Source organism: Streptomyces sp. NPDC046122, assembly GCF_056429965.1.
Genome location: NZ_JBWKLQ010000003.1, coordinates 545,937 through 568,960, shown reverse-complemented (window position 1 = coordinate 568,960; position 23,024 = coordinate 545,937). Strand labels below are relative to the sequence as shown.

The window sequence follows — 23,024 nt, the reverse complement described above, 5'->3', positions numbered from 1 at the left end:
CGCGTGGGGCGCTGCCCCCAACGCAGTTCCCCGGCCCGCCGGTCTCAGCCGGCGTCCGCCTGTCCACGGGCCGACGGAGAGCCGCGTCGCGAACCAGCCGGGTCCTGCCCCGCACGACGCGTCCCGCACACCCTTTGACGACGGCTTATTCGCTGTCTGCCGGAACCTCCCGCACGAGAGAATGGCGCATCTGAATCTGGGAGGAACCATGAGCCAGGTCTACCTGACTCTCGAAGAGCTGCTGCCGCGCGCGGAGTTGGCGGCGGCGCTCGACGCCGGGCACGTCACCCGCAAGCCGCACCCCGAGCTGCCGCTGTCGATCTACACGTACACACGGACGTGTCAGTACGAGCGGATCTGGAACGAGGTGACCACGCGGTGCCGCGGACTCGTGGCCGACGACGCCACGGGCGAGATCGTCGCGCTGCCGCTGCCGAAGTTCTTCAACGTCGGTGAGCACGAGTCCGGTCAGCCGTACGCGCCCGCCCTGCCGGACGAGCCGTTCGAGGTGTACGACAAGGTCGACGGCAGCCTCGCCGTCGTCTTCCACTACGCCGGCCGGTGGCGCGTCGCGTCCAAGGGTTCCTTCATCAGCGCGCAGGCCGGGTGGGCGCAGCGCCGGCTCGACGCCCGGGACACGTCGGCCCTGTCGCCGGGCGTGACGTACCTGGCGGAGGTCGTGTACCCGGAGAACCGCATCGTCGTCGACTACGGCGACCGCCGGGACCTGGTGCTCCTCGCGGCGTTCGGCCGTGACGGCTCGGAGATACCCATGGCCGAAGCCGGGGCAGCCTGGAAGGGCGTCGGTTCCGTGGTCACGGTGTGGCCCGCCATGCCCCTCGCCGACCTGATGGCGCTGACCGCGTCCAACACCATGCCCGGCGGCCGGCGGGCCTCGGGAACCGACGCCGAGGGTTTCGTGCTGCGCTTCGCGTCCGGCGTGCGGGCGAAGGCCAAGCTTTCCGAGTACGTACGTCTGCACAAGGTCATGACGGGGGTCACGGAGCGGGACATCTGGCGCAGCCACGGCATCCAGCGGTTCGCGGGGATGTCCGCGAACCGGCTGGCACAGGGCCTGGGCTGCTCGCGCGCCGAGCTGGGGGGCGTCACGGCGGCGGGCGGACGTCCGCTGGACGCGCTGCTGGAGCAGGTGCCGGACGAGTTCGACGCCTGGGTGCGCGGGGTGATCGCGCGCCTGGAGGCCGAGGCGGCGGCGCTCGAGTGCGCCATCGACGAGGCGTACGGGAAGCTCGTTCCTCTCGCCGCCGACCGGGGCGCCTTCGCCCGCGCGGTCAAGGAACTGCCCGACGCCCGGATCCGGGCCGCCATGTTCCTGCGACTCGACGGCCGCTCGACGGACCTCGTCGTGTGGCGTGCCGTGCGGCCGGAGGCGTCCGACCCGTTCAAGACCGATGAGGAGAACTGACCCGTGCCCGTAGTACATGTCATGACGGGGCTGCCCGCGTCGGGCAAGACGACCGCCGCGCGCGAGCTCCAGGCGCAGGCCGACGGCCGGATGCGCCGGGTCAACCTCGACGACCTGCGGGCGATGCTCGACCTGCCCGCGGCCGAGCGCAGGTCGTGGGCGCACGAGCAGACGGTGCTGGAGATCCAGGACGCCGCGGTGCGGGCCGCCGTCGACGGCGGGTTCGACGTGGTGGTCGACAACACGCACATGACGCCGCACATCCCCAAGCGGCTGAAGGCGGCGGTCGCCGGCCTGGCCGAGTTCACCGTGCACGACTTCACGGACGTACCGGTCGAGGAGTGCATACGCCGCGACTCCGAGCGGGAGAAGCGCGTCGGCGAGGAGATCATCCGGATCCTGGCCGACCGGCACGCGCAGGCCAGGCGTGGCGGGTGGCGGCTCACCGACGCGTGGCTGAACGACCAGGCGCCCGTCGAGCCGTACGTGCCCGACCCGTCGCTGCCGGCGGCGGTCATGTGCGACATCGACGGCACGCTCGCGCTCACGGGCGACCGCGGACCGTACGACTTCACGCGCTGTGAGGTCGACCTGCTGAACGTCTCGGTCCGCCAGGCCCTGCACTCGTTCCGGCGCGCCGACAACGACGTGATCGTGCTGCTGTCCGGACGGGGCGAGGAGTACCGGACGCAGACCGAGTCGTGGCTGCGGCGGCACGACGTGCCGTACGACGAACTGTGGATGCGCCCGGCGGGCGACGGGCGTCGCGACGACGTCGTGAAGGCCGAGCTGTTCGACCGGCACGTGCGTCACCGGTACGCGGTGCGGGTGTCGCTGGACGACCGCGACCGCGTGGTCGCCCTGTGGCGGCGTATGGGACTGCCCACGTGGCAGGTCAACTACGGCGCGTTCTGAGGGGGGACGGCGGGGGGGGGGGGGGGGGGGGGGGGGGGGGGGGGGGGGGGGGGGGGGGGGGGGGGGGGGGGGGGGGGGGGGGGGGGGGGGGGGGGGGGAGAGCGTACAGAACCAATCGCCCTCTCCCCCCCCCCCCCCCCCCCCCCCCCCCCCCCCCCCCCCCCCCCCCCCCCCCCCCCCCCCCCGCCGCCGTCTACCGTGCTTGGGCCGGCTCTTGATCGATCGTGAACGCCCCCGAGGTGTGGGAGAGGCACAGGAGCCGGGCCAGCGCGCGCGGCACGGCGCACAGCCGGAAGTCGGCTCCACCGCTTTTCGCCGCACGGGCGGCGAAAAGCAGCGCGTTGAGCCCGGAGCAGTCGCAGAACGTCAGGTTGCGGCAGTCCACCAGGACCTGCCGATGGCCGGCCACGGCCGCCTGCACGGCTTCTCTGAGCTCCGGGGCGCCGACGACGTCGAGGTCGCCCGCCAGGGTGATCCGGCAGGTGCCGGGGCCGGTGGCCTGGACACCGACCTGAAGCGTGTCGTTCACGGCGCCCCCTTGCGATCACGGTGCGGGGTGTACCGGCGGTTTCGCTCCTCCAGGGAAACCCCTGACCGTGCGTCCTGTCCACCCGCCGGCGCCCTTGACAAGCGCGTCGGCGCGTTTTATGCAGGATCTTGTAGGGATTTCCTCCATATCCGCAGGTCAGAGCCGGGGAGGTGAGCGCAGTGGCAGGGCTGGAGCCGTCCGGTCGCCGACGCGACCACTACGCGGTGCTCGGCGTGGATCCGACCGCTTCGGCCGGACAGATCGCCTCGGCGTACCGCAGGCTCGTGCGCGCGCTCCACCCCGACGCCCACCCGGGCCGGACGGCGGCGGACAGCCGGTTCGCGGACGTCGTGGCCGCCTACGGGACCCTGCGCGATCCCGTCCTGCGTGCGGCGTACGACTCCCGGCTCGGCCGGAGCCACGACCGGGGCGCGCGCCCCGGCGACGGCACGGGCGCGCGCCCGGTCAAGGTGACGCTGCACCCCCCTCCTCCGCCCCGGCCCGGTGAGCCGCCGCTGTGGGCGGGTCCCACCCGGTGGAGCGCGGGGTGAGCCGGTGAGCAGCGTGAGCAGGGTGAGGAGAAGGCAATGGCACGTGCAGTGGGTATCGACCTGGGGACGACGAACTCGGTGGTCTGCGTGCTGGAGGGCGGTGAGCCGACGGTCATCACCAACACCGAGGGCGCCCGTACGACGCCGTCGGTCGTCGGTTTCGCGAAGAGCGGCGACGTTCTCGTGGGCGAGATCGCCAAGCGGCAGGCCGTGACGAACATCGAGCGCACGGCGCGGTCGGTCAAGCGCCACATGGGCGAGGCGCAGTGGCGTTTCCCGGAGCACGGGGACATCGACGGCAAGCGCTACACGGCGCAGGAGATCTCCGCGCGCGTACTGCAGAAGCTCAAGCGGGACGCGGAGAGCTATCTCGGCGAGGATGTGACGGACGCCGTGATCACGGTTCCGGCGTACTTCAACGACTCCCAGCGCACCGCGACCAAGGAGGCCGGGGAGATCGCCGGCCTGAACGTCCTGCGGATCATCAACGAGCCGACGGCGGCGGCCCTCGCGTACGGGCTCGACAAGGAGAACGATCAGACGATCCTCGTGTTCGACCTCGGCGGCGGCACGTTCGACGTGTCGCTCCTCGAGATCGGCGAGGGCGTGGTCGAGGTGAAGGCCACCAACGGCGACACGCATCTGGGCGGCGACGACTGGGACCAGCGTGTCGTCGACCACCTGGCCAAGCAGTTCAAGAACGCGTACGGCATCGACCTCTCCCAGGACAAGATGGCCACGCAGCGGCTGCGGGAGGCCGCCGAGCGGGCCAAGATCGAGCTGTCGGCCGCGACCGAGACCAACATCAACCTGCCGTACCTGAGCGCGTCGGCCGAGGGACCGCTGCACCTGGACGAGAAGCTCACGCGCTCGCAGTTCCAGCAGCTGACCGCCGACCTGCTGGAGCGGTGCCGGGCGCCGTTCCACAACGCGGTCAAGGACGCGCGGATCAAGGTCGCCGACATCGACCACGTGATCCTCGTGGGCGGCTCCACGCGCATGCCGGCCGTGACCGAGCTGGTGCGGGAGCTCACCGGCAAGGATCCGCACAAGGGCGTCAACCCCGACGAGGTCGTCGCGATGGGCGCGGCCCTGCAGGCCGGTGTCCTCAAGGGCGAGGTCAAGGACGTCCTGCTCCTCGACGTCACGCCCCTGTCTCTGGGCATCGAGACCAAGGGCGGCATCATGACGAAGCTCATCGAGCGCAACACGACGATCCCGACCAAGCGCTCGGAAGTCTTCACCACGGCCGAGGACAACCAGCCGTCCGTGCAGATCCAGGTCTTCCAGGGCGAGCGCGAGATCGCGGCGTACAACAAGAAGCTCGGCATGTTCGAGCTGACGGGCCTGCCGCCGGCCCCGCGCGGTCTGCCGCAGATCGAGGTGACCTTCGACATCGACGCCAACGGCATCATGCACGTGACCGCGAAGGACCTCGGGACGGGCCGCGAGCAGCGGATGACCGTCACCGGGGGTTCCTCGCTGCCGAAGGACGACATCGAGCGCATGGTCCGCGACGCGGAGCAGTACGCGGAGGAGGACCACAGGCGCCGCGAGGCCGCCGAGACGCGCAACCAGGGCGAGCAGCTCGTCTACCAGACGGAGAAGTTCCTCAAGGACAACGAGGACAAGGTTCCGGGTGACGCGAAGACCGAGGTGGAGACCGCCGTCACCGAGCTGAAGGAAAAGCTCAAGGGCGAGGACACGACCGGGATCCGCACGGCGACCGAGAAGGTCGCGGCCGTCTCGCAGAAGCTCGGCCAGGCCATGTACGCCGACGCGCAGGCGCAGGGCCCGGGGTCCGGTGGCTCCACGGGTGGAGCGGGTGACGGCGGGACCCGTGCGCAGGGCGAGGAGGAGGTCGTCGACGCGGAGATCGTCGACGACGACAAGCAGCAGGGAGGCGCGGGATGAAGCGCCCGACCGGCGGTGGCGGCCGCCCCCGTGTGCCGTCGCTGGAACTCGTCCAGGACGGGCGACGCGGCGGCGGCGCTCCGGCGGCCTTCCCCGCTCGTACGGCGGAGCGCGGAGAGGTGCGCTCCGAGCGGGCCGCCGGTGCGCCCGGCGGCGGCCCGGGAGACAAGCCTCACGCGTCCCGTGAGGAGGCGCTCGGCGTACGGCTGCGGGAACGCACCGCCGACCTGCAACGGCTGAAGGCCGAGTACGACAACTACCGCAAGCGGGTACGCCGCGACCGCCTCGCGGTCCGCGAGATCGCCGTGGCGAACGTGCTCGGGCGGCTCCTGCCGGTGCTCGACGCCCTCAACGAGGCGGCCGCGCAGGGCGAGGTGACCGGCGGCTTCGAGCGCGTCGCCCGGGAACTGCGGTCGGAACTGGCGGCCCTGGGGCTGGAGTCGTTCGGCGCGGTGGGCGACCCGTTCGACCCGTTCGTGCACGAGGCCGTGTCGTACCGCCGCACCGACACGCTCGAGCGCCCCACCTGCACCGCGATCCTGCGGCCGGGCTACCGCGTCGGCGGCCATCTCCTGCGGCCCGCCCAGACAGCGGTCGCCGGGCCTCCGGCGCGCGGCCCGCAGGGGTAGCACCGCCGCTGCGCCAGTCGGTGCATCTTGCGGGCCCCGACGGCGGTGGGGCGCCGCCGCGGGGTAGCACTTCGTGCATGGCCGGTATCGAGCTCAGGAGTTCGGCGTTCGACAACGGTGCGCCCGTCCCGCGCCGCTACGCCAAGGAGGGTGACGACGTCTCCCCCGACCTGTCGTGGTCCGGGGTTCCGCAGGAGGCCGCGGAGCTGTTGCTGCTGTGCGAGGACCCCGACGCGCCCTCGGGGACGTTCGTGCACTGGCTCGTCACGGGCATCGACCCGGCGGCCGGCGGCGTGGAAGCGGGGCGGACGCCCGAGGGCGGACAGCCCCTGATGAACGGGTTCGGGGAGTCCGGCTGGGGCGGCCCGCTTCCTCCGCCCGGCGACAGGGCCCACCGGTACGTGTTCCGCCTCTACGCGCTGCCGGAGCCCCTCGAGCTGCCCGAGGAGGCCGGTGCCGAGGAGGTGCACGCGGCGGTGGACGGGCGGCAGTTGGCCGAGGGCACACTGGTCGGTCTCTACCAGCGCTGAGGTGCTCGGGGAGAGGGCCGCGCCGCGTCCCACCGGAGTTCCGGCGTACGCGGGTCCCGTACGCTGAACCGCGGCAGCGGCCGGGGCGATCAGCCCGGCCGCCCCCATGCCACCCCTCTCACCAGCGACTTCAGGATGGAAACAGCTCATGGGAATGCTGATTGCCATCGGTGCGGGAATCGTGGGCGCAGTGGTCCTCGGCCTCGTCGTCACACTCGTCGTGGTCCGGCGCAACCGCCGTGGCGGCGGCGCGGCGCCCGTTCACGGCGGCTACCCGCACCAGCCCCCGCAGTACCCGGCGCAGCCGCGCCCCCCGGCTCAGCCGTACCACCCCAACCAGCCCCCGTACCCGTCGAATCCGTACGCTCAGCAGCCCTCCGGGCAGCAGCCTCCCTACCCGGGGCAGTAACCAGCTCCGGCGACGGGCCCCCGGTGGGAGAATGGGGCGTATGGGCCGGGATTCCGTCACGCTCGTGCTGAGCGGCGACGTGATGACGGGCCGGGGCGTCGACCAGATCCTTCCGCACCCCGGCGACCCGGCGCTGCGGGAGGGGTACATCCGTGACGCCCGTGACTACGTGGCGCTGGCGGAGGCCGCCAACGGCCCGGTCCCCTCGCCCGTGGACCCCGCCTGGCCGTGGGGCGCGGCGCTGGACGCGATGGAAACGGTGGCGCCCGACGCCCGGGTCGTGAACCTCGAGACGAGCGTGACCACGAGCGACGACTTCGCCCACGGCAAGGCCGTGAACTACCGGATGCACCCGGACAACGTCGCGTGCCTGACCGCGGCACGGCCCGACGTGTGCGCGCTCGCCAACAACCACGTACTGGACTTCGGCCGCCGCGGCCTGGAGGAGACGCTGGACGTCCTGCGCGCCGCGGGTCTGCCGTACGCCGGTGCGGGCAGGGACGCGGCAGAGGCGCGGCGGCCGGCGGCCGTCGCCACCAGAGGCGGCGGGCGGGTGCTCGTGCTGTCGTGCGGCACGGCGTCCAGTGGCGTTCCGGCCCGCTGGGCGGCCGGGGAGCGCCGGCCGGGCGTCGACTTCGTACCCGATCTGTCCGTCCGCGGCGCGGACGCCCTCGTACGACGGCTGCGGGCGGTACGCCGGGACGGGGACATCGCGGTCGTCTCGATCCACTGGGGATCGAACTGGGGTTACGCCGTTCCGCCCGCCCAGACCGCCTTCGCGCGGCGGCTCGTCGAAGGCGGCGTGGACGTCGTGCACGGTCACTCCTCGCACCATCCGCGCCCGATCGAGGTGTACCGGGGCCGACTCGTCCTCTACGGCTGCGGCGACCTCATCGACGACTACGAGGGAATCCGGGGCTACGAGCGGTACCGGGACGACCTGCGCCTGCTGTACTTCCCCACTCTGGACGCGCGTACGGGCGAGCTGACCGCGCTGCGGATCGCCCCGCTGCGCGCCCGCCGGATGACCCTGCGCCCCGCGTCGGCGGCGGAGGCCGACTGGCTGTGCGAGACCCTGACGAGGGCGGGGCGGGACTTCGGCACCCGGCTGGAGCGCGGTCCCGGCCCCGGCGGATTCCTCACGCTGCGGGCGGCGCGGACGCGGCGTACGACGCGGCAGGGTTGACGCGCGTCACACCGCGCACGCTGAACTCCCGCGCCGGTGCGTGCGTACTGCCCCGTGTACGCCCGATGATCAGGCCACGAGGAGCCCGTTCCATGCGACCGTTCGTACTGAACTACGCCCAGCAGAGCGCGGTGCCGGACGTCCCGGTTCCCTACGACTACAGCAGTGCTCTCCAGCTGAACCTGCTGCCCGACGGGCGTCCCGCCATCGGCGACCGGGCGCTGCTCCTGGCCGTCGGGACCACGACGTCGACAGCCGGTTCCCAGACGCACTTCGACGACTGACCGCTCCGGCAGCCCTGCGATGACCGTACTGATCCTGACCTGCCCTCAGGACGTCACGGCCGACATGGTGGTGGCCGAGCTGCACGCCCAGGGCGTCCCCCTGGTACGGCTGGACCCCGCGGACCTTCCCGTCACGGTCGGCCTGTCGGCCGAGTACGCGCGGGGCGACTTCCACTGCCACCTGTCGGCGGACGGGCGCGTGGTCAGCTCCGAAGCCGTGCGCTCGGTCTGGGTGCGCCGGCCGGGCGAGCCCGCGGGGCACGCGCCGGAGCCGTCGGGGTGGCTCACCGCAGAGACCGGACAGGCGCTGTACGGCGCGCTGTACTCCACCACCGCGCGCTGGATGAACCATCCCCGCCGGGCGGAACGGGCCCGCCTCAAGCCCTGGCAGCTGCGGACCGCCCAGCAGAGCGGCTTCGCCGTGCCGCCCACCGTCGTCACGACCTTTCCGCGCGTGGCCGAGCAATTCGCGGCGCAGTACGGCAGGGTCGTGGTGAAGTCCCTCTCCGGGCCGCCGCGCGCTGACGCCGCCCTCGCCCTGCCCACCGCCCTCGTCGAGCCGGGCACGGATTTCGGCGCCGTCGCGGCCTGCCCCACACTGCTCCAGCGGTACGTGGCCAAGCGGGCCGACATCCGGCTCACGAGCGTCGGCGGCCGGCTGTTCGCCGCCCGTAAGGCCGCCGCGCCCGGTCAGGTCGACGGGCGGTTCGGCGACTGCGGAAGCACCTGGGAGCCCGTGGCCGTACCCGGCGGCATCGCCCGCGCCGTGCACGAGTACACCGGCCTCGCCGGGCTCGCGTACGCGGCGTTCGACTTCGCCGAGGACGCCGAGGACGTGTGGTGGTTCCTGGAGTGCAACCAGGGCGGGCAGTTCGGCTTCGTCGAGCTGGAGAGCGGCCAGCCGATCGCGGAGGCCGTCGCGTCCTGGCTGGCCCGGCCGCCTCGCGAACGCCCCTGAACGGCGGACGGGCCCGCCGCGTAGTAGGGGGCGTCGGAGTGACCGGGATCGTGGAGAAATGGGGCGAGCGTCTGTGATGCGTCGAACGGGACGGAACGTGGGGGCGGCGCCGCGCCGGCCGTGGCGCGACGGGCGGCGGCTGCGCGTCGACTACCCCCGTCGGGGGCGGCGCGGCCTGGCACGTTTCGTGCCGTCGTGGCGCCAGCTGACCGGCCTGTTCCTGCTCATCTGCGGAACCGTCGCCGCCCTCTTCGGTTACGTCTACTCCACCGTGCAGATCGAGGACGTGAACGCCACCGCGCGGGCCGAGGCCACCGTCTACTACTGGGCCGACGGCACACAGATGGCGAGCGTCGGAGCGGTCAACCGCCAGAACGTCCCGCTGTCCGACATCCCGCCCGCCCTGCAGAACGCCGTGATCGCGGCGGAGAACGCCGACTTCTACAGCGACCCCGGCTTCTCCGTCGCGGGCGTGGGCCGGGCCGTGGTGAACATGGCACGCGGAGGGGAGGTCCAGGGCGGTTCGACCATCACCCAGCAGTACGTCAAGAACACGTACCTGACGCCGGAACAGACCCTGGACCGCAAGCTGCGGGAACTGTGCCTCTCGGTCAAACTGTCCCGGTCCCTCTCCAAGCAGGAGATCCTCCAGGGATACCTCAACACCAGCTGGTTCGGACGCAACGCCTACGGCGTGCAGGCCGCCGCCCGGGCCTACTACGGCATGGACGCCAGGGACCTCGACCCCGCCCGCAGCGCGCTGCTGGCCGCGCTGCTCAAGGGAGCGCAGGACTACGACCCGTCCCTGAGCCAGGCGAACCACCGCCGGGCCGAGGCGCGGTGGCGGTACGTCCTGGACCGGCAGGTGGAGCTCGGGCTCATGTCGCGGCAGGAGCGGGCCGCATACACCGTCTTCCCCGAGCCGCGCGCGCAGTCCGTGTCCACCGGGCTGTCGGGGCAGACCGGCTACCTGGTGGACGTGGCGAACAAGTACATCGCGAAGCGCACCGGGCTGACCGCCGCTGACCTCGGACGCGGTGGCTACCGGATTCGCACCACCTTCGACCGGAACAAGGTGGAGCGACTGCGCCGGACCGTCGACGACGTCACGGCTCGGACGCTGGACCCCGGACGCCGCAGCGGCGACCGGCACGTCCAGGTCGGCGCCGCGTCGGTCCGTCCCGACGACGGGGCGGTGCTGGCGCTGTACGGCGGGCCCGACGCGACCGAGCACTTCACCAACAACGCCGACACGGCGGGGGTGCCGGTGGGTTCGGCCTTCAAACCGTTCGTCCTGGCGGCGGCCCTCCAGCACGGTGTCCGCCCGGCCGACGGTGTCGCGGTCGCACTGCCGGTGACCGCCGACAGTTTCTACGACGGGACGGGCTCGCTGACCTCCGGGACGCCGTTGCCGCCGCAGGAACAGGTCTCGGACGCCGGCCCGTTCGCGCGCGGCGTGCTGCCGTTCGCCGCCGGCCTGCCCACCTTGCGCGAGGCGCTGGTGCGGGACGGCGACAGCGTCTACAGCCGCCTCGGCGAGGACGTCGGCCTGGCGCGGGTGCGCGATCTGGCGGTCGGTACGGGCCTGTTGCCGCAGAGCATGGCTCCCCTGGAACGCCGCTTCTCCGTCGGCACCTCCACCCCCAGCGCCATCCGCATGGCCGACGCGTACGCCACCTTCGCGCAGGACGGCCGGCGCACGGACCCGTACTCGGTCACCGCGGTCACCTACCGGGGCACACCGCTCGAGGGCCTGGAGCGGCCGCCCGGCCGGCAGGTCCTGGACACCGAGGTGGCCCGCGAGGTGTCGCGGGCGATGCGGGACGTCGCCGTGGACGCGCTGGCTCCGGGCACGCTCCGCGCGCTGGCTCCGGTCGCGGCGGGCCGCACCGGCGCCGACGACCAAGTCCGGGCCGCGTGGTTCGTCGGCTACACCGACGAGCTGTCGACCGCGGTGACCGTCTTCCGGACCAGGCCGGGCGAGGCCGCCCTGCTGCCGGTGTCGGGTGTGGGCGGACCGGACACGGAGCGGGGCGATTTCCTGCCGCTGCGGGTGTGGTCGGCGTACATGGCGGCGGTGTCATCCGAACGGGGCGGGGCGGCTACGGCGGCCGACACCGCCCGGTAGACGGGCGGCCGCGCCGCGTCGTCCCTCGCGGGGCACGCGCAGGAGTACGCCGAAGGGGCCGGCGTCCTGGACAGGACGCCGGCCCCTTGTCGTCCGGCTCCGGGGGGTGAAACGGACGCCTCACCGCCGGCGGCCGCCGGGCGGACCGGCGGTGTTCACCGCTGGGCCGTGGTGCCCGCCCCCACCGGGGTCTGCGCCGAGTGGGCGGCGTGCGAGGGAATGGAGGCCACCGGCGCCGTCTCGCTCAGGTGCCCCACGTGCGGCCGGGGCCGGTCCGCCGCGGACGTGCCGGTGAGGGCGGCGGGCGGCGGGCCCGGTGGAGACACCGTGCCCTTCCGTTCGTCCGGGGCGTTCGCCACCGACGACCAGGTGCGGAGCCGGTGACTGGCGGCCTCGTCGAGCGTCACGGGCGCCCCGCGCTGCTCGGCCAGCCGGCTCGCCTCGCGGCCGAGCGCGGCGACGTCGTCCCACCGCAGGGTCAGCACCACCGAGAGTTCGGCCCCGCCGCCTGGGAGACCTTGCATCATCGATTCCACGCGATCCGTCATGTCCGCTCCTGTCGTCGACACAGAGACGTTTCACCACACCTGGCTCGGGCGCAGGTAGCCCGTAGTACGCACGGTGGGGACGGCGTGTTCAGTGCGTGTTCGATTCTCTGCGGTCGCGGCGGGGGCCGTTACGCGCCGGTCCCGGCGCCCGCGGCGGCCGGCTCCTCCGTCGCGCCGTCGTTCTTGACGGCCCGGTAGTACACGGACTTCTGCTGCTTGGACCGTTCGCTCTGGTTCTTCGCGACGGAAGCCTCCAGTGCGTTGCGCACCACGGTGACACTCAGCGCGCGTCCGGGGTGTGCCTCCGTCAGTTCCTTGGTGACTTCGGCCGCCGACCGGGGTTCGTCGTGCTTGGCGAGGACCGCGACGACGAGTTCGCGCAGGGGAGGCGTGGCCTTGTCCGCCTCGTCCGCCTTGTCCGCCTTGGCGCCGGCGTTCGGCTGTGACGTCCCGCGGGCGCTCTTGTCGTCACCGGACGCCGGCTTCGCGCGGCGGGCCCTGGGCACCTTCGCCGCGGGGGTGGCCGCCTTCGCCGCCTTGGCCGGCCTGGCCTTCTTCGCGGGCGGCGTCGTGCCCAGGGCCGCGCGCATGCTCACCAGCAGTTCGTGGTCCTTCTCCAGCGCCTCCAGCCGCTTGCGCAGAGCGTCCACCTCGGAGCGCACACGTTCTTGTTCGGCGGTGTTGCGCGCCAGGTCGGCGTCGACCTGGCCGGCGTACTGGGCCTGCAGCGTGGGATTGTCCTCTGCCATGACAGCTCACTTTCCTTGCACGACTGTTGGGGGCGGATGGTACTCACATCTGTCGTCCACGCAGAACCACGTGCGTGCCACCATTCGACATCACCCCTGCGTACGCCGTCGAGCAAGGCGCCGGGTTTCACTCGGTGTAGTGCCCTCGCGGTGTCACATTCCGGCGCGCGGCCGCCCGGGGGTGCGACATGCCGCCGGCGCTACAGCGCCTCTTCGCCATCCGCCGGTTCGACGTGCATGGCCGCCTCCTCGGCCGACGCCGCACCTCCGTCGACACCGACGTCCCGTCCCACCACGCCGATGTTCCGCCGGGGCGCCTCCTCCACCACCGGGGCGATGCGACCCGCACGCGCGTCGGCGGCCTGTTCCTCCAGGGGTTCGCCCTCGCCCTCCGGCAGGTCCCCCACCTCGTCGCCGTCCGGCGGCCGCACGTCGGGAATCTCCTGTGCCAGACGCTGGTCGAGGGACTCCCCCTCGCGCTGTTCCTCGCCCGTGGTGCCGAACTTCGTGACCCCCAGGGCCCGCTCGGGCGGTGAATACCCTTCGTCCAGCATCTCGTCGAGGTCGCGCTCCCCGATCGCGTTCTCGAGGTCCAGGTCGTCGGTCGGCCTGTTCTGCGCGTCGGAGTTGTCGGGCTGGTACACGTCGTCGCCGCGCGCGGCTTCCTCGGACATGCGCTGTTCCTTTCCGCGGGGGGGGTGTGATCGTCGTTCGGGCATCTGGGTACCCGGCCGGGCCACGGGCACACCGTTTCTCCGGCATTTCGCCCTCATGAGGAGGGCGGCAGGGGCTGTTCCGTCCAGATGGTCTTTCCGTGGCGGGTGTACCGGCTGCCCCACCGTTCGGTGAGCTGCGCGATCAGGAAGAGGCCGCGCCCGCCCTCCTCCGTGGCGCGTGCGCGCCGCATCCTGGGCTGCGTACTGCTGGGGTCGGACACCTCGCAGATGAGTGTCGACGTACGGATGAGCCGGAGTTCGACGGGGCCGCCACCCGCGTAGCGGATGGCGTTGGTGACGAGCTCGCTCGCCACCAGTTCCGTGGTGAAGGCGAGTTCGTCCAGGCCCCAGCGGGTCAGCTGGCGCACCACCAGCGCGCGGGCGTCCGACACCACCGCCGGATCGGGCTCCAGCACCCACCGCACGCTGTGCTCCGGGGACACCCCGCGGGTGCGGGCGAGCAGCAGTGTCACGTCGTCCGACAGCGGGCTCGGCGCGAGGTCCGCCACCACCTCCCGGCCGACGTCCCGCAGCGGACGGTCGAGGGCGCCCGCTGTGGTGAGCCGGGTGCGCAGGGCCGCCATCCCCTCGTCGAGGTCGGCGCGGGGCCGCTCGACCAGTCCGTCCGTGTAGAGCGCCAGTACGCTGCCCGGTTCGACCTCGATCTCCACGGGCTCGAAGGGCAGTCCGCCGACGCCCAGCGGCGGGCCGGGGCTGACGTCGACATAGCCGGCCGTGCCGTCGGGGGTCAGCAGGGCCGGCGGAGGATGCCCGGCGCTCGCCATGGCGCACTGGCGGGACACCGGGTCGTAGGTGACGTACAGGCAGGTGGCGCCGAACGAGTCGTACGCGCTGCGCGGTCCGGTGGCGGCCGTGCCGTCGTCGAAGCTGCTTTCGACCGTGAGCTGCGAGACGAGGTCGTCGAGGTGGGTGAGCAGCTCGTCGGGTTCGAGGTCGAGGTCGGCCAGGGTCCGCACGGCGGTGCGCAGCCGCCCCATCATCGCCGTGGCCTGCAGGCCGTGGCCGACGACGTCCCCCACGACGAGGGCGACCCGCGCGGACGACAGGGGGATGACGTCGAACCAGTCGCCGCTGACTCCCCCGGCCGTGTCCGTGGGGCAGTAGATGCTGGCGCTGTGGACCGCGGCCGTCTCGGTGGTCGTCGGTGGCAGCAGGCTGCGCTGGAGGCTCACCGACGCGTGGCGTTCGCGGGCGTACCGGCGCGCGTTGTCCACCACCAGGGCGGCGCGGGAGGCGACCTCCTCCAGCAGGGCCAGGTCGTCGGCGCCGAAGGGGCGGCGGTTGCCGGTGCGCCACACGGTGACCCGGCCCAGGAGCCGGCCGCGGGCGCGCAGGGGTGAGCTCATGCCCGAGTGCGCGTCGGCGCCGGGCACGGGAGGAGGCATGGGGCCGGGCCCTTCGCCGGTGTCGCCGTCGTCCGGGCGCCGGGGCCAGCGGTGGCCCCTGAGGGCCTCGCTGATGTCCACCCGTACGGAGGCGCCCACCAGCGGCGCCATCTCCTGCCCGGCGCCCGCCACGGCCGACCTGCGCAGGACGTGGTGCCGCTGGTGGGCGGGCCCCGGCTCCTCGTGGGCGAACACCGCCTCGGCGATGTCGACGGCGGCCAGGTCGGCCAGTACGGGGACGAGCACGTCGGCCAGGTCCTGCGTGGTCTCGGCGACGGACAGCGAATTGCCGAGTACGGCGGTGGCGCGGTGCAGGAGGTCGAGGCGCTCCTGCGCGCCGCGTTGCTCCGTGACGTCGGTGAACAGGGCGGTGACGCCCATGACCCGCCCGTCCGGCTCCTGGAGCCGGAACGCGGACAGCGCCATGATCCGGCCCGTCCCCGGTTGGATCCTGGTCCGTACGAGAGCGTCCATCGACACCAGCGGCGTCCCGGTGGAGAGCACTTCGCGCAGCCGCTGCTCGATCACGTGCGCGTCCTCGGGCCACAGGAACTCCTCGAGGCGCAGGCCGCCCAGGTCGTCGGGCACGCCCGTGTAGGGAAGCAGCTGGGTGTTCGTCCGCACCAGCCTCAGTTCCCGGTCGAACATGGCGAATCCGACGCGCTCCTGGAGGAACAGCTCCTGCATGAAGGCGTGGTCCTGGCGCCACCGCACCATGAGGGGCCAGGGCGCCACGAGGAGGAAGAAGCGCGACGAGCGCCGGTCCGGCTCCTCGGGTTCCAGGGGCAGGACGCGGAAGACGATGTCCGCCTCCCGTCCGCCGCCCTCGCGCACCAGGACCCGGCCCTCCCACACCGGGCCGCTGCGGCGCGCCATGATCTCGGGCCAGCGGCCGGGGTCGGCCATCAGGTCCTGGAGGCGCCGGCCGCACAGGTCCTCGGTCCGCCGGTCCAGGAGCGCCTCGGCCGCCGGTGTGCAGCCGAGGATCGTCCCGGCGCCGTCCACCAGCAGCCCGGCGGCGTTGCCTGCGTCGAGGGGATCCTCGTTGCTGCGAGCCATGCGCACACGCACCCCCGAGATCGGCATCTCATCGGTCCTGATCCGGCCGGACGGTCGGCGCCCTTGATCCGTCGGTGTCCTGGGTCTCCCGATCAGGCTATCGACCGCTACGGCCGCCCGCCTGCCCGGAGGGGCCGAACGGCCGGTGCGGACGGGGCGATCGCCGCGCGGACGCCGGGGTGCGGGCGTGGCGGGGCTGTGTGAATCTGGCCGCGAGACGAGGCCGTACCGACCGCGGAGTGGGCGAATGAACCAGCTCGGAGAAAAGCCGGAAGAGGTCCGCAGGCAACTGGAGGAGGAGAAGCGGCGCGCCCGTGAGCAGGAACGGAAGTCCTCCGAAGGGACGGCCGGGCCCGGCGAGCGGTCCGGGGAGCCGGAGGACCGGGCACGGCCGGAGCAGCGGGACGAGGACTGACCGGCCCGCTCCTCCCCCTCCGTCCGTAGGCCGGTCGCGGATGCGGCCACAAATGCGAGACTGGGAAACATGGACTGGGCTTCATGGACGACGCTCGGTGTGCTGACGGGCCGCGGCGGGGTCCTCACCGACGAGGTGGGCGTGCTGACCGGTGACCTGACGGTGCACACCACATGGGCCGACGGCGAGGCGCGGATCGCCGTGCAGTACAGCGGATCGTCGGACTGGTTCACGATGTCGGGCAGTCCCGTGCCGTCTCCCTCCGAGGCCGACAGCCGGAACCTGCACGACGCCGTGGTGGCGGCGGTCCGCGCCGGCGGCGCCGCTACCGTGCCCTCTCCGCCCCACAGCTCCACGGCACAGTGACGCCGCCGCCCTTACGGCCGTAGGGCTCCGCTCCGGCAAGGAGAACGGCCATGCTCGCCCGAGACCTCGCGGAAACCTACCCCCACATCTCGGTGGACGCCGACGCGGTGGAGGCGGCCCGGCTGCTCGCCGGGAAGAGGCTGCCCGCGCTGCTCGTGGTCGACGCCGATCAGCGGCCGTACGCCATCGTGCCGGGCTCCCAGCTCATCAAGCAGCTGGTGCCCGACTACCTGCTGGAGGAGCCGCTGCTCGTCTCCGTGATCGACGACCGGCACCTCGGTGAGGTCACGGAGAAGATCTCCGGGCTGACGGTCGCCGAATGGCTGCCGCCGCGTACGTACGCGCCGCCGGTGGTCGGGCCCGACGCCGGTCTGCTGCAGGTGGCGGCGCTCATGGCCCGTACGCGCAGTCCGCTGGTCGCGGTGATCGAGCGCGACGGAAACGAGGTCCGGCTGCTCGGCGCCATCACGGCCGCCTGCCTGATGTCCCGCCTCGTCAGCGAACCCTGACCCCCGCGCACGCCGGGGCGGCGGCCGGAGCGGCGCACGCGATCCCTTGACAGCGGTGGGGCCGTGAGTGAGTCTTCGACCGTTCGGTGGGAACGTTCCCACCACGCTTCCCCGCTGCCTTCCGGCACTTCCCTTCCGGCACTTCAGGAGACACCGCATGCCCGAACGCCCGGTCCGCTGGGGCATCCTCGCTACCGGTCCCATGGCCGCCGCCTTCACCGAGGACCTCGCCGGGATCCCGGACGCCCAGGTGCTCGCGGTGGGGTCGCGCTCCGACCGGTCCGCCCGCCTGTTCGCCGACCGCCACTCCATACCCCGCGCGTACGGCGGCTGGCAGGAGCTGGCGGCCGATCCGGACATCGACGTCGTCTACGTCGCCACACCGCACGCCCAGCACGTCGCGGCCACCACCGCATGCCTCAGGGGCGGGAAGGCGGTGCTGTGCGAGAAGCCGTTCGCCCTGAACCGGGCGCAGGCGGCGTCGATGGCCGAACTGGCGGAGCGCGAGTCGCTCTTCCTCATGGAGGCCATGTGGACCTGCCTCAACCCCCTGGTCCGGCGCGTCCGTTCGATGATCGACGACGGCGTCGTCGGCGAGGTGCGCTCCGTCCACGCGGACTTCGGGGCGCGGGTGCCGTACGTCCCCGGGCACAGGCTGCGCGACCCCGCCGCCGGCGGCGGCGCCCTCCTCGACCTCGGTACGTACCCCGTGTCGTTCGCCCACCTCCTGCTGGGCCCGGCCCGCCATGTGGCGGCCTGGGCCGATCTGGGCGACACGGGGGTGGACGAGAGCACGGCGATGGTCCTCGGCCACGACAACGGGGCCATGGCCGTCCTGTCGTGCTCGCTGACCGCCGACAGCGCCCGGGGCGCCGTCGTCCACGGCACCGAGGGACGGATCGAGCTGCCGGCCGACTTCTACAACCCGCGTACTGCCATCGTGCGGCGGGACGGACAGGCGCCCCGCACGCTCGTCGCCGGCCCGCAGACCGGTCACGGTTACGTCCCGCAGGCCCTCGAGGTGATGCGCTGTCTGCGGGAGGAGCGGACGGAGTCACCGCTGGTGCCGTTGCGCGGCAGCCTCGACGTCATGGGGACCCTGGACCGGGTCCGCGAACTCGTCGGTCTGCGCTTTCCGGGCGAGCTGTCCGGGTGAGTGGCGGCGTGTGACGTCGGCATAGCCCACCTAGGATGTATTTCATGGATCAACGAATTCTGGGCAGGACCGGCCGCCGCGTCTCCGTGGTCGGCCTCGGCACGTGGCAGCTGGGCGCCGACTGGGGCGACGTGCGCGAACAGGACGCGCTCGCCGTCCTGGACGCGGCCGTCGAGGCGGGTGTGACGTTCTTCGACACGGCCGACGTGTACGGCGACGGGCGCAGCGAACGGCTGATCGGCCGCTATCTGCGCGAGCGGCCCGACGCCGGTGTGTTCGTGGCCACCAAGATGGGCCGGCGCGTCGACCAGCTGCCGGAGAACTACGTCCTGGACAACTTCCGTGCCTGGACCGACCGGTCCCGCGAGAACCTCGGCGCGGATACGCTCGACCTGGTGCAGCTGCACTGTCCGCCGTCGTCGGTGTACTCGTCCGACGCGGTCTTCGACGCGCTGGACACCCTGGTGGCTGAGCAGCGCATCGCCGCGTACGGGGTGAGCGTCGAGACGTGCGCCGAGGCGCTCACCGCCGTCGCGCGGCCGGGCACGGCGAGCGTGCAGATCATCCTCAACCCCTTCCGCCTCAAGCCGCTGGAGGAGGTGCTCCCGGCCGCCGCCGAGGCCGGGGTGGGCGTCATCGCCAGGGTTCCGCTGGCATCGGGGCTGCTGTCCGGCACGTACACCAAGCAGACCGTGTTCTCCGACGACGACCACCGGACGTACAACCGGCACGGCGAGTCGTTCGACCAGGGCGAGACGTTCTCCGGCGTCGACTTCGAGACGGGTGTCGAGGCCGCCGCCGAGTTCGCCGCACTCGCCCCCGCCGGGGCGACGGCGGCCTCGGCGGCGCTGCGCTGGATCATCCAGCAGCCCGGCGTGAGCAGTGTGATCCCGGGCGCGCGTTCACCCGAGCAGGCCCGCGCGAACGCGGCCGCCGCGGCCGCGCCGGAGCTGCCGCCCGCCACCCTCGACGCGGTCCGGGACCTGTACGACCGTCGGGTGCGCGCGCAGGTGCACCACCGCTGGTAGGACCGGACGTGCCTCGGCCCGGCGTGCGCGCGGCACGCCGGGCCGAGGCGTTGTGTGTCCCGCGGCGGTCAGGGCGCGTCGGACGCCGGCAGCGTGCCCGTGCGGGCCACCTCGGCGTACCAGCGGGCGCTCGCCTTCGGGGTGCGGCGGCCCGTGGGGTAGTCGACGTACACCGCGCCGAAGCGCTTGCTGTACCCGTACCCCCACTCGAAGTTGTCGAGCAGCGACCACAGGAAGTAGCCCCGGACGTCGACGCCCGCCTCGATCGCCCGGTGCACCGCCGCGAGGTGGCCGTGCAGGTACGCGATCCGGTCGGGGTCGACCACCTCGCCCCGGGGATCGATGTAGTCGTCGAACGCCGCGCCGTTCTCGGTGATCACCAGCGGCATGCCGGGGAAGTCGTCCTTGAGCCGGAGCAGCAGCTCGTACATGCCGCTGGGGTCGACGGCCCAGCCCATCGCGGTCCGGTCGCCCGGCGGCAGGTGGAAGTTCACCGAGTCGGCGCCCGGCCACGGGCTGTGGGCGCTGTTGCCGTGTCCGTCGGAACCGTGCTCGGCGCCGTCGGCGGCGGCGGAGACGAGAGTCGGCGTGTAGTAGTTGACGCCGAGGAAGTCGAGCGGCTGCCGGATGGTGGCCGTGTCGCCGTCCCGTACGAACGACCAGTCCGTCAGGTGGGCGGTGTCGCGCAGCAGGTCCGCCGGGTACTCGCCGCCGAGGAGGGGGCCGGTGAACACGCGGTTGGCCAGCGCGTCGATGCGGCGGGCGGCGTCCGCGTCCTCGGGGCTCGCGGTGAGCGGCCGTACATGGTGGACGTTGAGCGTGATGGAGACCTGGGCGTCGCCGGGCAGGCTCGCGCGCAGGGCCTGAACGGCCTGCCCGTGGGCGAGGTTGAGGTGGTGCGCGGCGCGCAGCGCGGCGACGGGGTCGGTGCGGCCGGGCGCGTGCACGCCGGACGCGTACCCCAGGAAGGCGCTGCACCAGGGCTCGTTGAGGGTCGTCCAGGTGTAGACGCGGTCGCCGAGGGCGTCGGCGGCCAGGCCGGCGTACTCGGCGAAGCGCTCGGCGGTGGCACGCTCCGGCCAGCCGCCCATGTTCTCCAGTTCCTGCGGCAGGTCCCAGTGGTAGAGCGTGGCGACGGGCTGGATGCCCTTCTCCAGCAGTTCGTCGGTCAGCCTGCGGTAGAAGTCGAGTCCCTTCTGGACGGCGGGCCCCCGGCCGGTGGGCTGGACGCGGGGCCACGCGAGGGAGAAGCGGTAGGCGCCCACGCCGAGGTCGGCCATGATGGCGACGTCCTCGCGCCAGCGGTGGTAGTGGTCGGTGGTGATGTCCCCGGTGTCGCCGTTGCGCACCTTGCCGGGGGTGCGGGAGTAGGTGTCCCAGATGGACGGGGTGCGCCCGTCCTCCGCCGCTGCTCCTTCGATCTGGTACGCGGCGGTCGCCGTGCCCCAGAGGAAGTCGGGCGGGAACACACGGCTGTCGGCGTTCTGGGGGACGGTCGCGGTGCGTCGGATTGCGGTGACCACGTACGTAGGTCCTTCCGAGGGGGAGAGGGGTCGGGTGCGTGCGTGAGGGGCGGGCCGGCTCAGCCCTTGACCGCGCCCTGCATGATGCCGCCGACGATCTGGCGGCCGAAGACGATGAACATCGCCAGCAGCGGCAGCGTGCCCAGGAGGGCGCCGGCCATGATGAGGGACTGGTCGCGGATGTAGCCCGCGCTCAACTGGGTGAGGGCGACGGGGACGGTCGGGTTGGTCATGTCGAGCACGATGAACGGCCAGAAGAAGTCGTTCCAGGCGTGCACGAACGTGATCATGAACAGGACCGCCATGGGGGCTCTGGCGATCGGCAGGACGATGCTCCAGAAGATGCGCAGCGAGTGGGCGCCGTCCACCCGGCCCGCCTCGACGAGCTCGTCGGGCAGCGCCTCGGTCAGGTACTGCCGCATGAAGAACACGCCGACCGCGCTGACCAGGGTGGGGAAGATGACGGCGGGGAGCTTCTGTCCCCACCCGAGGTCCGTCATCATCATGAACAGGGGTACGACGCCGAGTTGCGGCGGCACCATCATCGTTCCGATGACGAGCACGAGGAGGATGTTGCGTCCCTTGAAGCGCAGCTTGGCGAAGGCGAAACCGGCCAGGGTGGCGAACAGCACCGTGGACAGGGCGATGACCCCCGCCACGACGAGGCTGTTGAGCATCGCCTTGCCGAGCGCGGCGTCCTGCCATGCCGTGCCGAGGTTCTCCAGCAGGTGCGGTCCCGGCAGGAACGGCGGCGGGGTCTGGCTGACGCGGGTGTTGTCGCTCGACGCCGCGACCATCGTCCAGTACAGCGGGAAGAGGGAGAACAGCGCGGCGACGGTGAGCAGGAGGTAGGTGACGGGGCCGGCGTGGTGCTGGCGGCCGGCCCCCGGCCGCAGCCGCGTGAGCAGCCGTCGCCGGGCCGGCACGCCGCTGCGGGGCGGCTGCGGGCGGACGTCCGTCCGGACGTGGAGACTGTCGGTGGTCATGGCGGGCTCGCTCCTGGTCAGGACGTACGTACTGAGGACGCTCGGCGGGACGCGAGACGTTGGACGACCCGCTGGACGACGAAGACGAGGATCAGCAGCAGGAACATCACCCAGGCGACGGTGGCCGCACGCCCCATCTGGTAGTTCTTCCAGCCCTCCTCGTACAGCAGCAGTCCGAGGGTCTGGTACTGGTTGTCCGCTCCGCCGGTGACGCCCATGGGGCCCTGGCCGAAGATGAGCGGCTCGCCGAAGAGCTGGGTGGCGCCGATGGTCGACAGCACGATGGTGAAGACGATGGTGGACCGGATGCCGGGCACCGTGACCGAGATGAACTGCTGCCAGCGGGAGGCGCCGTCGATGGCGGCCGCCTCGTAACGCTCACGCGGAACGGCCTGCATCGCCGCCAGGTAGAGCAGCGCGTTGTAGCCGGTCCAGCGCCAGATCACGATGGTGGAAATGGCGATCTGCGCCGCCCACTTGTTGTTCTCCCAGTCGACGTTGTCGACACCGACCAGGCTCAGCATCCAGTTGATCATGCCGAAGTCGCGTTCGAAGAGCATGGTGAAGACGAGCGCCGCCGCGCCGACCGACGTCGCGTACGGGGTGATGGCGGCGACGCGGAAGAACGTCGAGCCGCGGAGCCGGTAGTTGAGCAGGTGGGCCAGGCCCAGCGCCATCATCAGCTGCGGCACGGTGGAGAGCACGCCGAGGGTGATGGTGTTGAGCAGCGCGTTCCAGAAGCGTGCGTCCTGCCACAGGGCGGTGTAGTTGTCGAACGCCACCCACTCCATGACGTCCATGGTGGCGAGTTCGACCCGGTGCAGGGATATCCAGGCGGTGTACACGAGCGGATAGAAGCTGAAGGCCGCGAACACCACGAAGAACGGTGTGATGAAGGCGTACGGCGCTCCGCGCAGGTCCAGCCGGTGGAGCAGCGTCCGCCGCCGCTGGCGCGGGCGTTCCCGTTCGCCGGTCCGGGTTGTCGGGAGGGAGGTGGCCACGAGAGGGCATCCTTCGTGAGACGTGGGTGGGGCTGCGGGGGGGGGGGGGGGGGGGGGGGGGGGGGGGGGGGGGGGTGGGGGCGAAGAAACAGAGGCGCAACAT

General features: G+C 72.5%; 24 protein-coding genes. 16 read left to right on the top strand and 8 right to left on the bottom strand.

The genetic code is table 11. The annotated features are described in order from the left end of the window. Positions 1–208 precede the first annotated feature (208 nt). Positions 209–1,426, top strand: a complete 1,218-nt coding sequence (locus tag AC07FK_RS11875; RefSeq protein ID WP_479104725.1) for a T4 RnlA family RNA ligase — start codon at positions 209–211, stop codon at positions 1,424–1,426. A gap of 3 nt (positions 1,427–1,429) precedes the next feature. After that, on the top strand, positions 1,430–2,341 hold the full coding sequence (locus tag AC07FK_RS11870; RefSeq protein ID WP_479104724.1) for a phosphatase domain-containing protein: 912 nt from the start codon (positions 1,430–1,432) through the stop codon (positions 2,339–2,341). Between the two features lie 193 nt (positions 2,342–2,534). Here AC07FK_RS11870 and AC07FK_RS11865 read toward each other — a convergent pair whose 3' ends face one another. Further along, entirely contained in the window at positions 2,535–2,870 is a 336-nt protein-coding gene (locus tag AC07FK_RS11865) for an STAS domain-containing protein (protein ID WP_479104723.1), read from the bottom strand. Positions 2,871–3,040: 170 nt separating this feature from the next. On the opposite strand from AC07FK_RS11865, the gene AC07FK_RS11860 reads away from it, so the two are divergent. The 9 genes from AC07FK_RS11860 (at position 3,041) to AC07FK_RS11820 (ending at position 11,459) form a co-directional block, all read left to right on the top strand. Beyond that, entirely contained in the window at positions 3,041–3,421 is a 381-nt protein-coding gene (locus AC07FK_RS11860; protein ID WP_479104722.1) for a J domain-containing protein, read from the top strand. A 36-nt stretch (positions 3,422–3,457) separates the two neighbouring features. Next, entirely contained in the window at positions 3,458–5,335 is a 1,878-nt protein-coding gene (gene dnaK, locus AC07FK_RS11855) for a molecular chaperone DnaK (protein WP_479104721.1), read from the top strand. Continuing rightward, positions 5,332–5,964, top strand: coding sequence for a nucleotide exchange factor GrpE (gene grpE / locus AC07FK_RS11850; RefSeq protein WP_479104720.1), 633 nt, complete (start codon positions 5,332–5,334; stop codon positions 5,962–5,964). The genes dnaK and grpE overlap by 4 nt, the downstream gene beginning before the upstream one ends. Before the next feature lie 77 nt (positions 5,965–6,041). Beyond that, a complete protein-coding gene (locus AC07FK_RS11845; protein WP_479104719.1) occupies positions 6,042–6,494 on the top strand; it encodes a YbhB/YbcL family Raf kinase inhibitor-like protein in 453 nt (150 codons plus the stop codon). 148 nt (positions 6,495–6,642) lie between these two features. Next, positions 6,643–6,903 carry a hypothetical protein gene (locus AC07FK_RS11840; protein WP_479104718.1) on the top strand — a complete coding sequence of 87 codons (261 nt, stop codon included), beginning with the start codon at positions 6,643–6,645 and terminating at the stop codon, positions 6,901–6,903. Between the two features lie 40 nt (positions 6,904–6,943). After that, positions 6,944–8,089: a CapA family protein gene (locus AC07FK_RS11835; protein ID WP_479104717.1), complete on the top strand. Its 1,146-nt coding sequence runs from the start codon at positions 6,944–6,946 to the stop codon at positions 8,087–8,089. Between the two features lie 92 nt (positions 8,090–8,181). After that, the gene (gene tgmA, locus AC07FK_RS11830; RefSeq protein WP_479104716.1) at positions 8,182–8,373 is read left to right on the top strand and encodes a putative ATP-grasp-modified RiPP; all 192 of its coding nucleotides are present in this window, start codon (positions 8,182–8,184) and stop codon (positions 8,371–8,373) included. A 19-nt stretch (positions 8,374–8,392) separates the two neighbouring features. Then, positions 8,393–9,331 carry an ATP-grasp ribosomal peptide maturase gene (gene tgmB / locus AC07FK_RS11825; RefSeq protein ID WP_479104715.1) on the top strand — a complete coding sequence of 313 codons (939 nt, stop codon included), beginning with the start codon at positions 8,393–8,395 and terminating at the stop codon, positions 9,329–9,331. 76 nt (positions 9,332–9,407) lie between these two features. Continuing rightward, positions 9,408–11,459 carry a transglycosylase domain-containing protein gene (locus tag AC07FK_RS11820; RefSeq protein WP_479104714.1) on the top strand — a complete coding sequence of 684 codons (2,052 nt, stop codon included), beginning with the start codon at positions 9,408–9,410 and terminating at the stop codon, positions 11,457–11,459. 155 nt (positions 11,460–11,614) lie between these two features. On the opposite strand, the gene AC07FK_RS11815 is transcribed toward AC07FK_RS11820, so the two are convergent. The 4 genes from AC07FK_RS11815 to AC07FK_RS11800 form a co-directional block, all read right to left on the bottom strand. Beyond that, positions 11,615–12,007, bottom strand: a complete 393-nt coding sequence (locus tag AC07FK_RS11815; protein WP_479104713.1) for a hypothetical protein — start codon at positions 12,005–12,007, stop codon at positions 11,615–11,617. Between the two features lie 128 nt (positions 12,008–12,135). Continuing rightward, a complete protein-coding gene (locus AC07FK_RS11810) occupies positions 12,136–12,756 on the bottom strand; it encodes a hypothetical protein (RefSeq protein WP_479104712.1) in 621 nt (206 codons plus the stop codon). A gap of 200 nt (positions 12,757–12,956) precedes the next feature. Further along, positions 12,957–13,430 (bottom strand): DUF5709 domain-containing protein, encoded by a 474-nt coding sequence (locus tag AC07FK_RS11805; RefSeq protein WP_479104711.1) that lies wholly within the window; start codon positions 13,428–13,430, stop codon positions 12,957–12,959. Between the two features lie 95 nt (positions 13,431–13,525). After that, a complete protein-coding gene (locus AC07FK_RS11800; protein WP_479104710.1) occupies positions 13,526–15,937 on the bottom strand; it encodes an ATP-binding SpoIIE family protein phosphatase in 2,412 nt (803 codons plus the stop codon). 247 nt (positions 15,938–16,184) lie between these two features. Between AC07FK_RS11800 and AC07FK_RS11795 the strand changes: the two genes are divergently transcribed. From AC07FK_RS11795 to AC07FK_RS11775, 5 genes are all read left to right on the top strand, one after another. Further along, on the top strand, positions 16,185–16,352 hold the full coding sequence (locus AC07FK_RS11795) for a hypothetical protein (protein ID WP_479104709.1): 168 nt from the start codon (positions 16,185–16,187) through the stop codon (positions 16,350–16,352). Between the two features lie 69 nt (positions 16,353–16,421). Then, a complete protein-coding gene (locus AC07FK_RS11790; RefSeq protein WP_479104708.1) occupies positions 16,422–16,718 on the top strand; it encodes a hypothetical protein in 297 nt (98 codons plus the stop codon). Between the two features lie 50 nt (positions 16,719–16,768). Further along, complete coding sequence (locus tag AC07FK_RS11785; RefSeq protein WP_479104707.1) at positions 16,769–17,227, top strand: CBS domain-containing protein; 459 nt, start codon at positions 16,769–16,771, stop codon at positions 17,225–17,227. A gap of 157 nt (positions 17,228–17,384) precedes the next feature. Continuing rightward, on the top strand, positions 17,385–18,383 hold the full coding sequence (locus AC07FK_RS11780) for a Gfo/Idh/MocA family protein (protein ID WP_479104706.1): 999 nt from the start codon (positions 17,385–17,387) through the stop codon (positions 18,381–18,383). A gap of 35 nt (positions 18,384–18,418) precedes the next feature. Then, entirely contained in the window at positions 18,419–19,411 is a 993-nt protein-coding gene (locus AC07FK_RS11775) for an aldo/keto reductase (protein WP_479104705.1), read from the top strand. Positions 19,412–19,479: 68 nt separating this feature from the next. Here the strand turns inward: AC07FK_RS11775 and AC07FK_RS11770 are convergent, their stop codons facing one another. Genes AC07FK_RS11770 through AC07FK_RS11760 form a run of 3 tightly spaced genes read right to left on the bottom strand, consistent with a single transcriptional unit; the run spans position 19,480 to position 22,921 of the window. After that, complete coding sequence (locus tag AC07FK_RS11770; RefSeq protein ID WP_479104704.1) at positions 19,480–20,934, bottom strand: GH1 family beta-glucosidase; 1,455 nt, start codon at positions 20,932–20,934, stop codon at positions 19,480–19,482. A gap of 59 nt (positions 20,935–20,993) precedes the next feature. Next, positions 20,994–21,920: a carbohydrate ABC transporter permease gene (locus tag AC07FK_RS11765; protein ID WP_479104703.1), complete on the bottom strand. Its 927-nt coding sequence runs from the start codon at positions 21,918–21,920 to the stop codon at positions 20,994–20,996. A 17-nt stretch (positions 21,921–21,937) separates the two neighbouring features. Further along, positions 21,938–22,921: a carbohydrate ABC transporter permease gene (locus tag AC07FK_RS11760; protein ID WP_479104702.1), complete on the bottom strand. Its 984-nt coding sequence runs from the start codon at positions 22,919–22,921 to the stop codon at positions 21,938–21,940. Between the last annotated feature and the right edge of the window lie 103 nt (positions 22,922–23,024).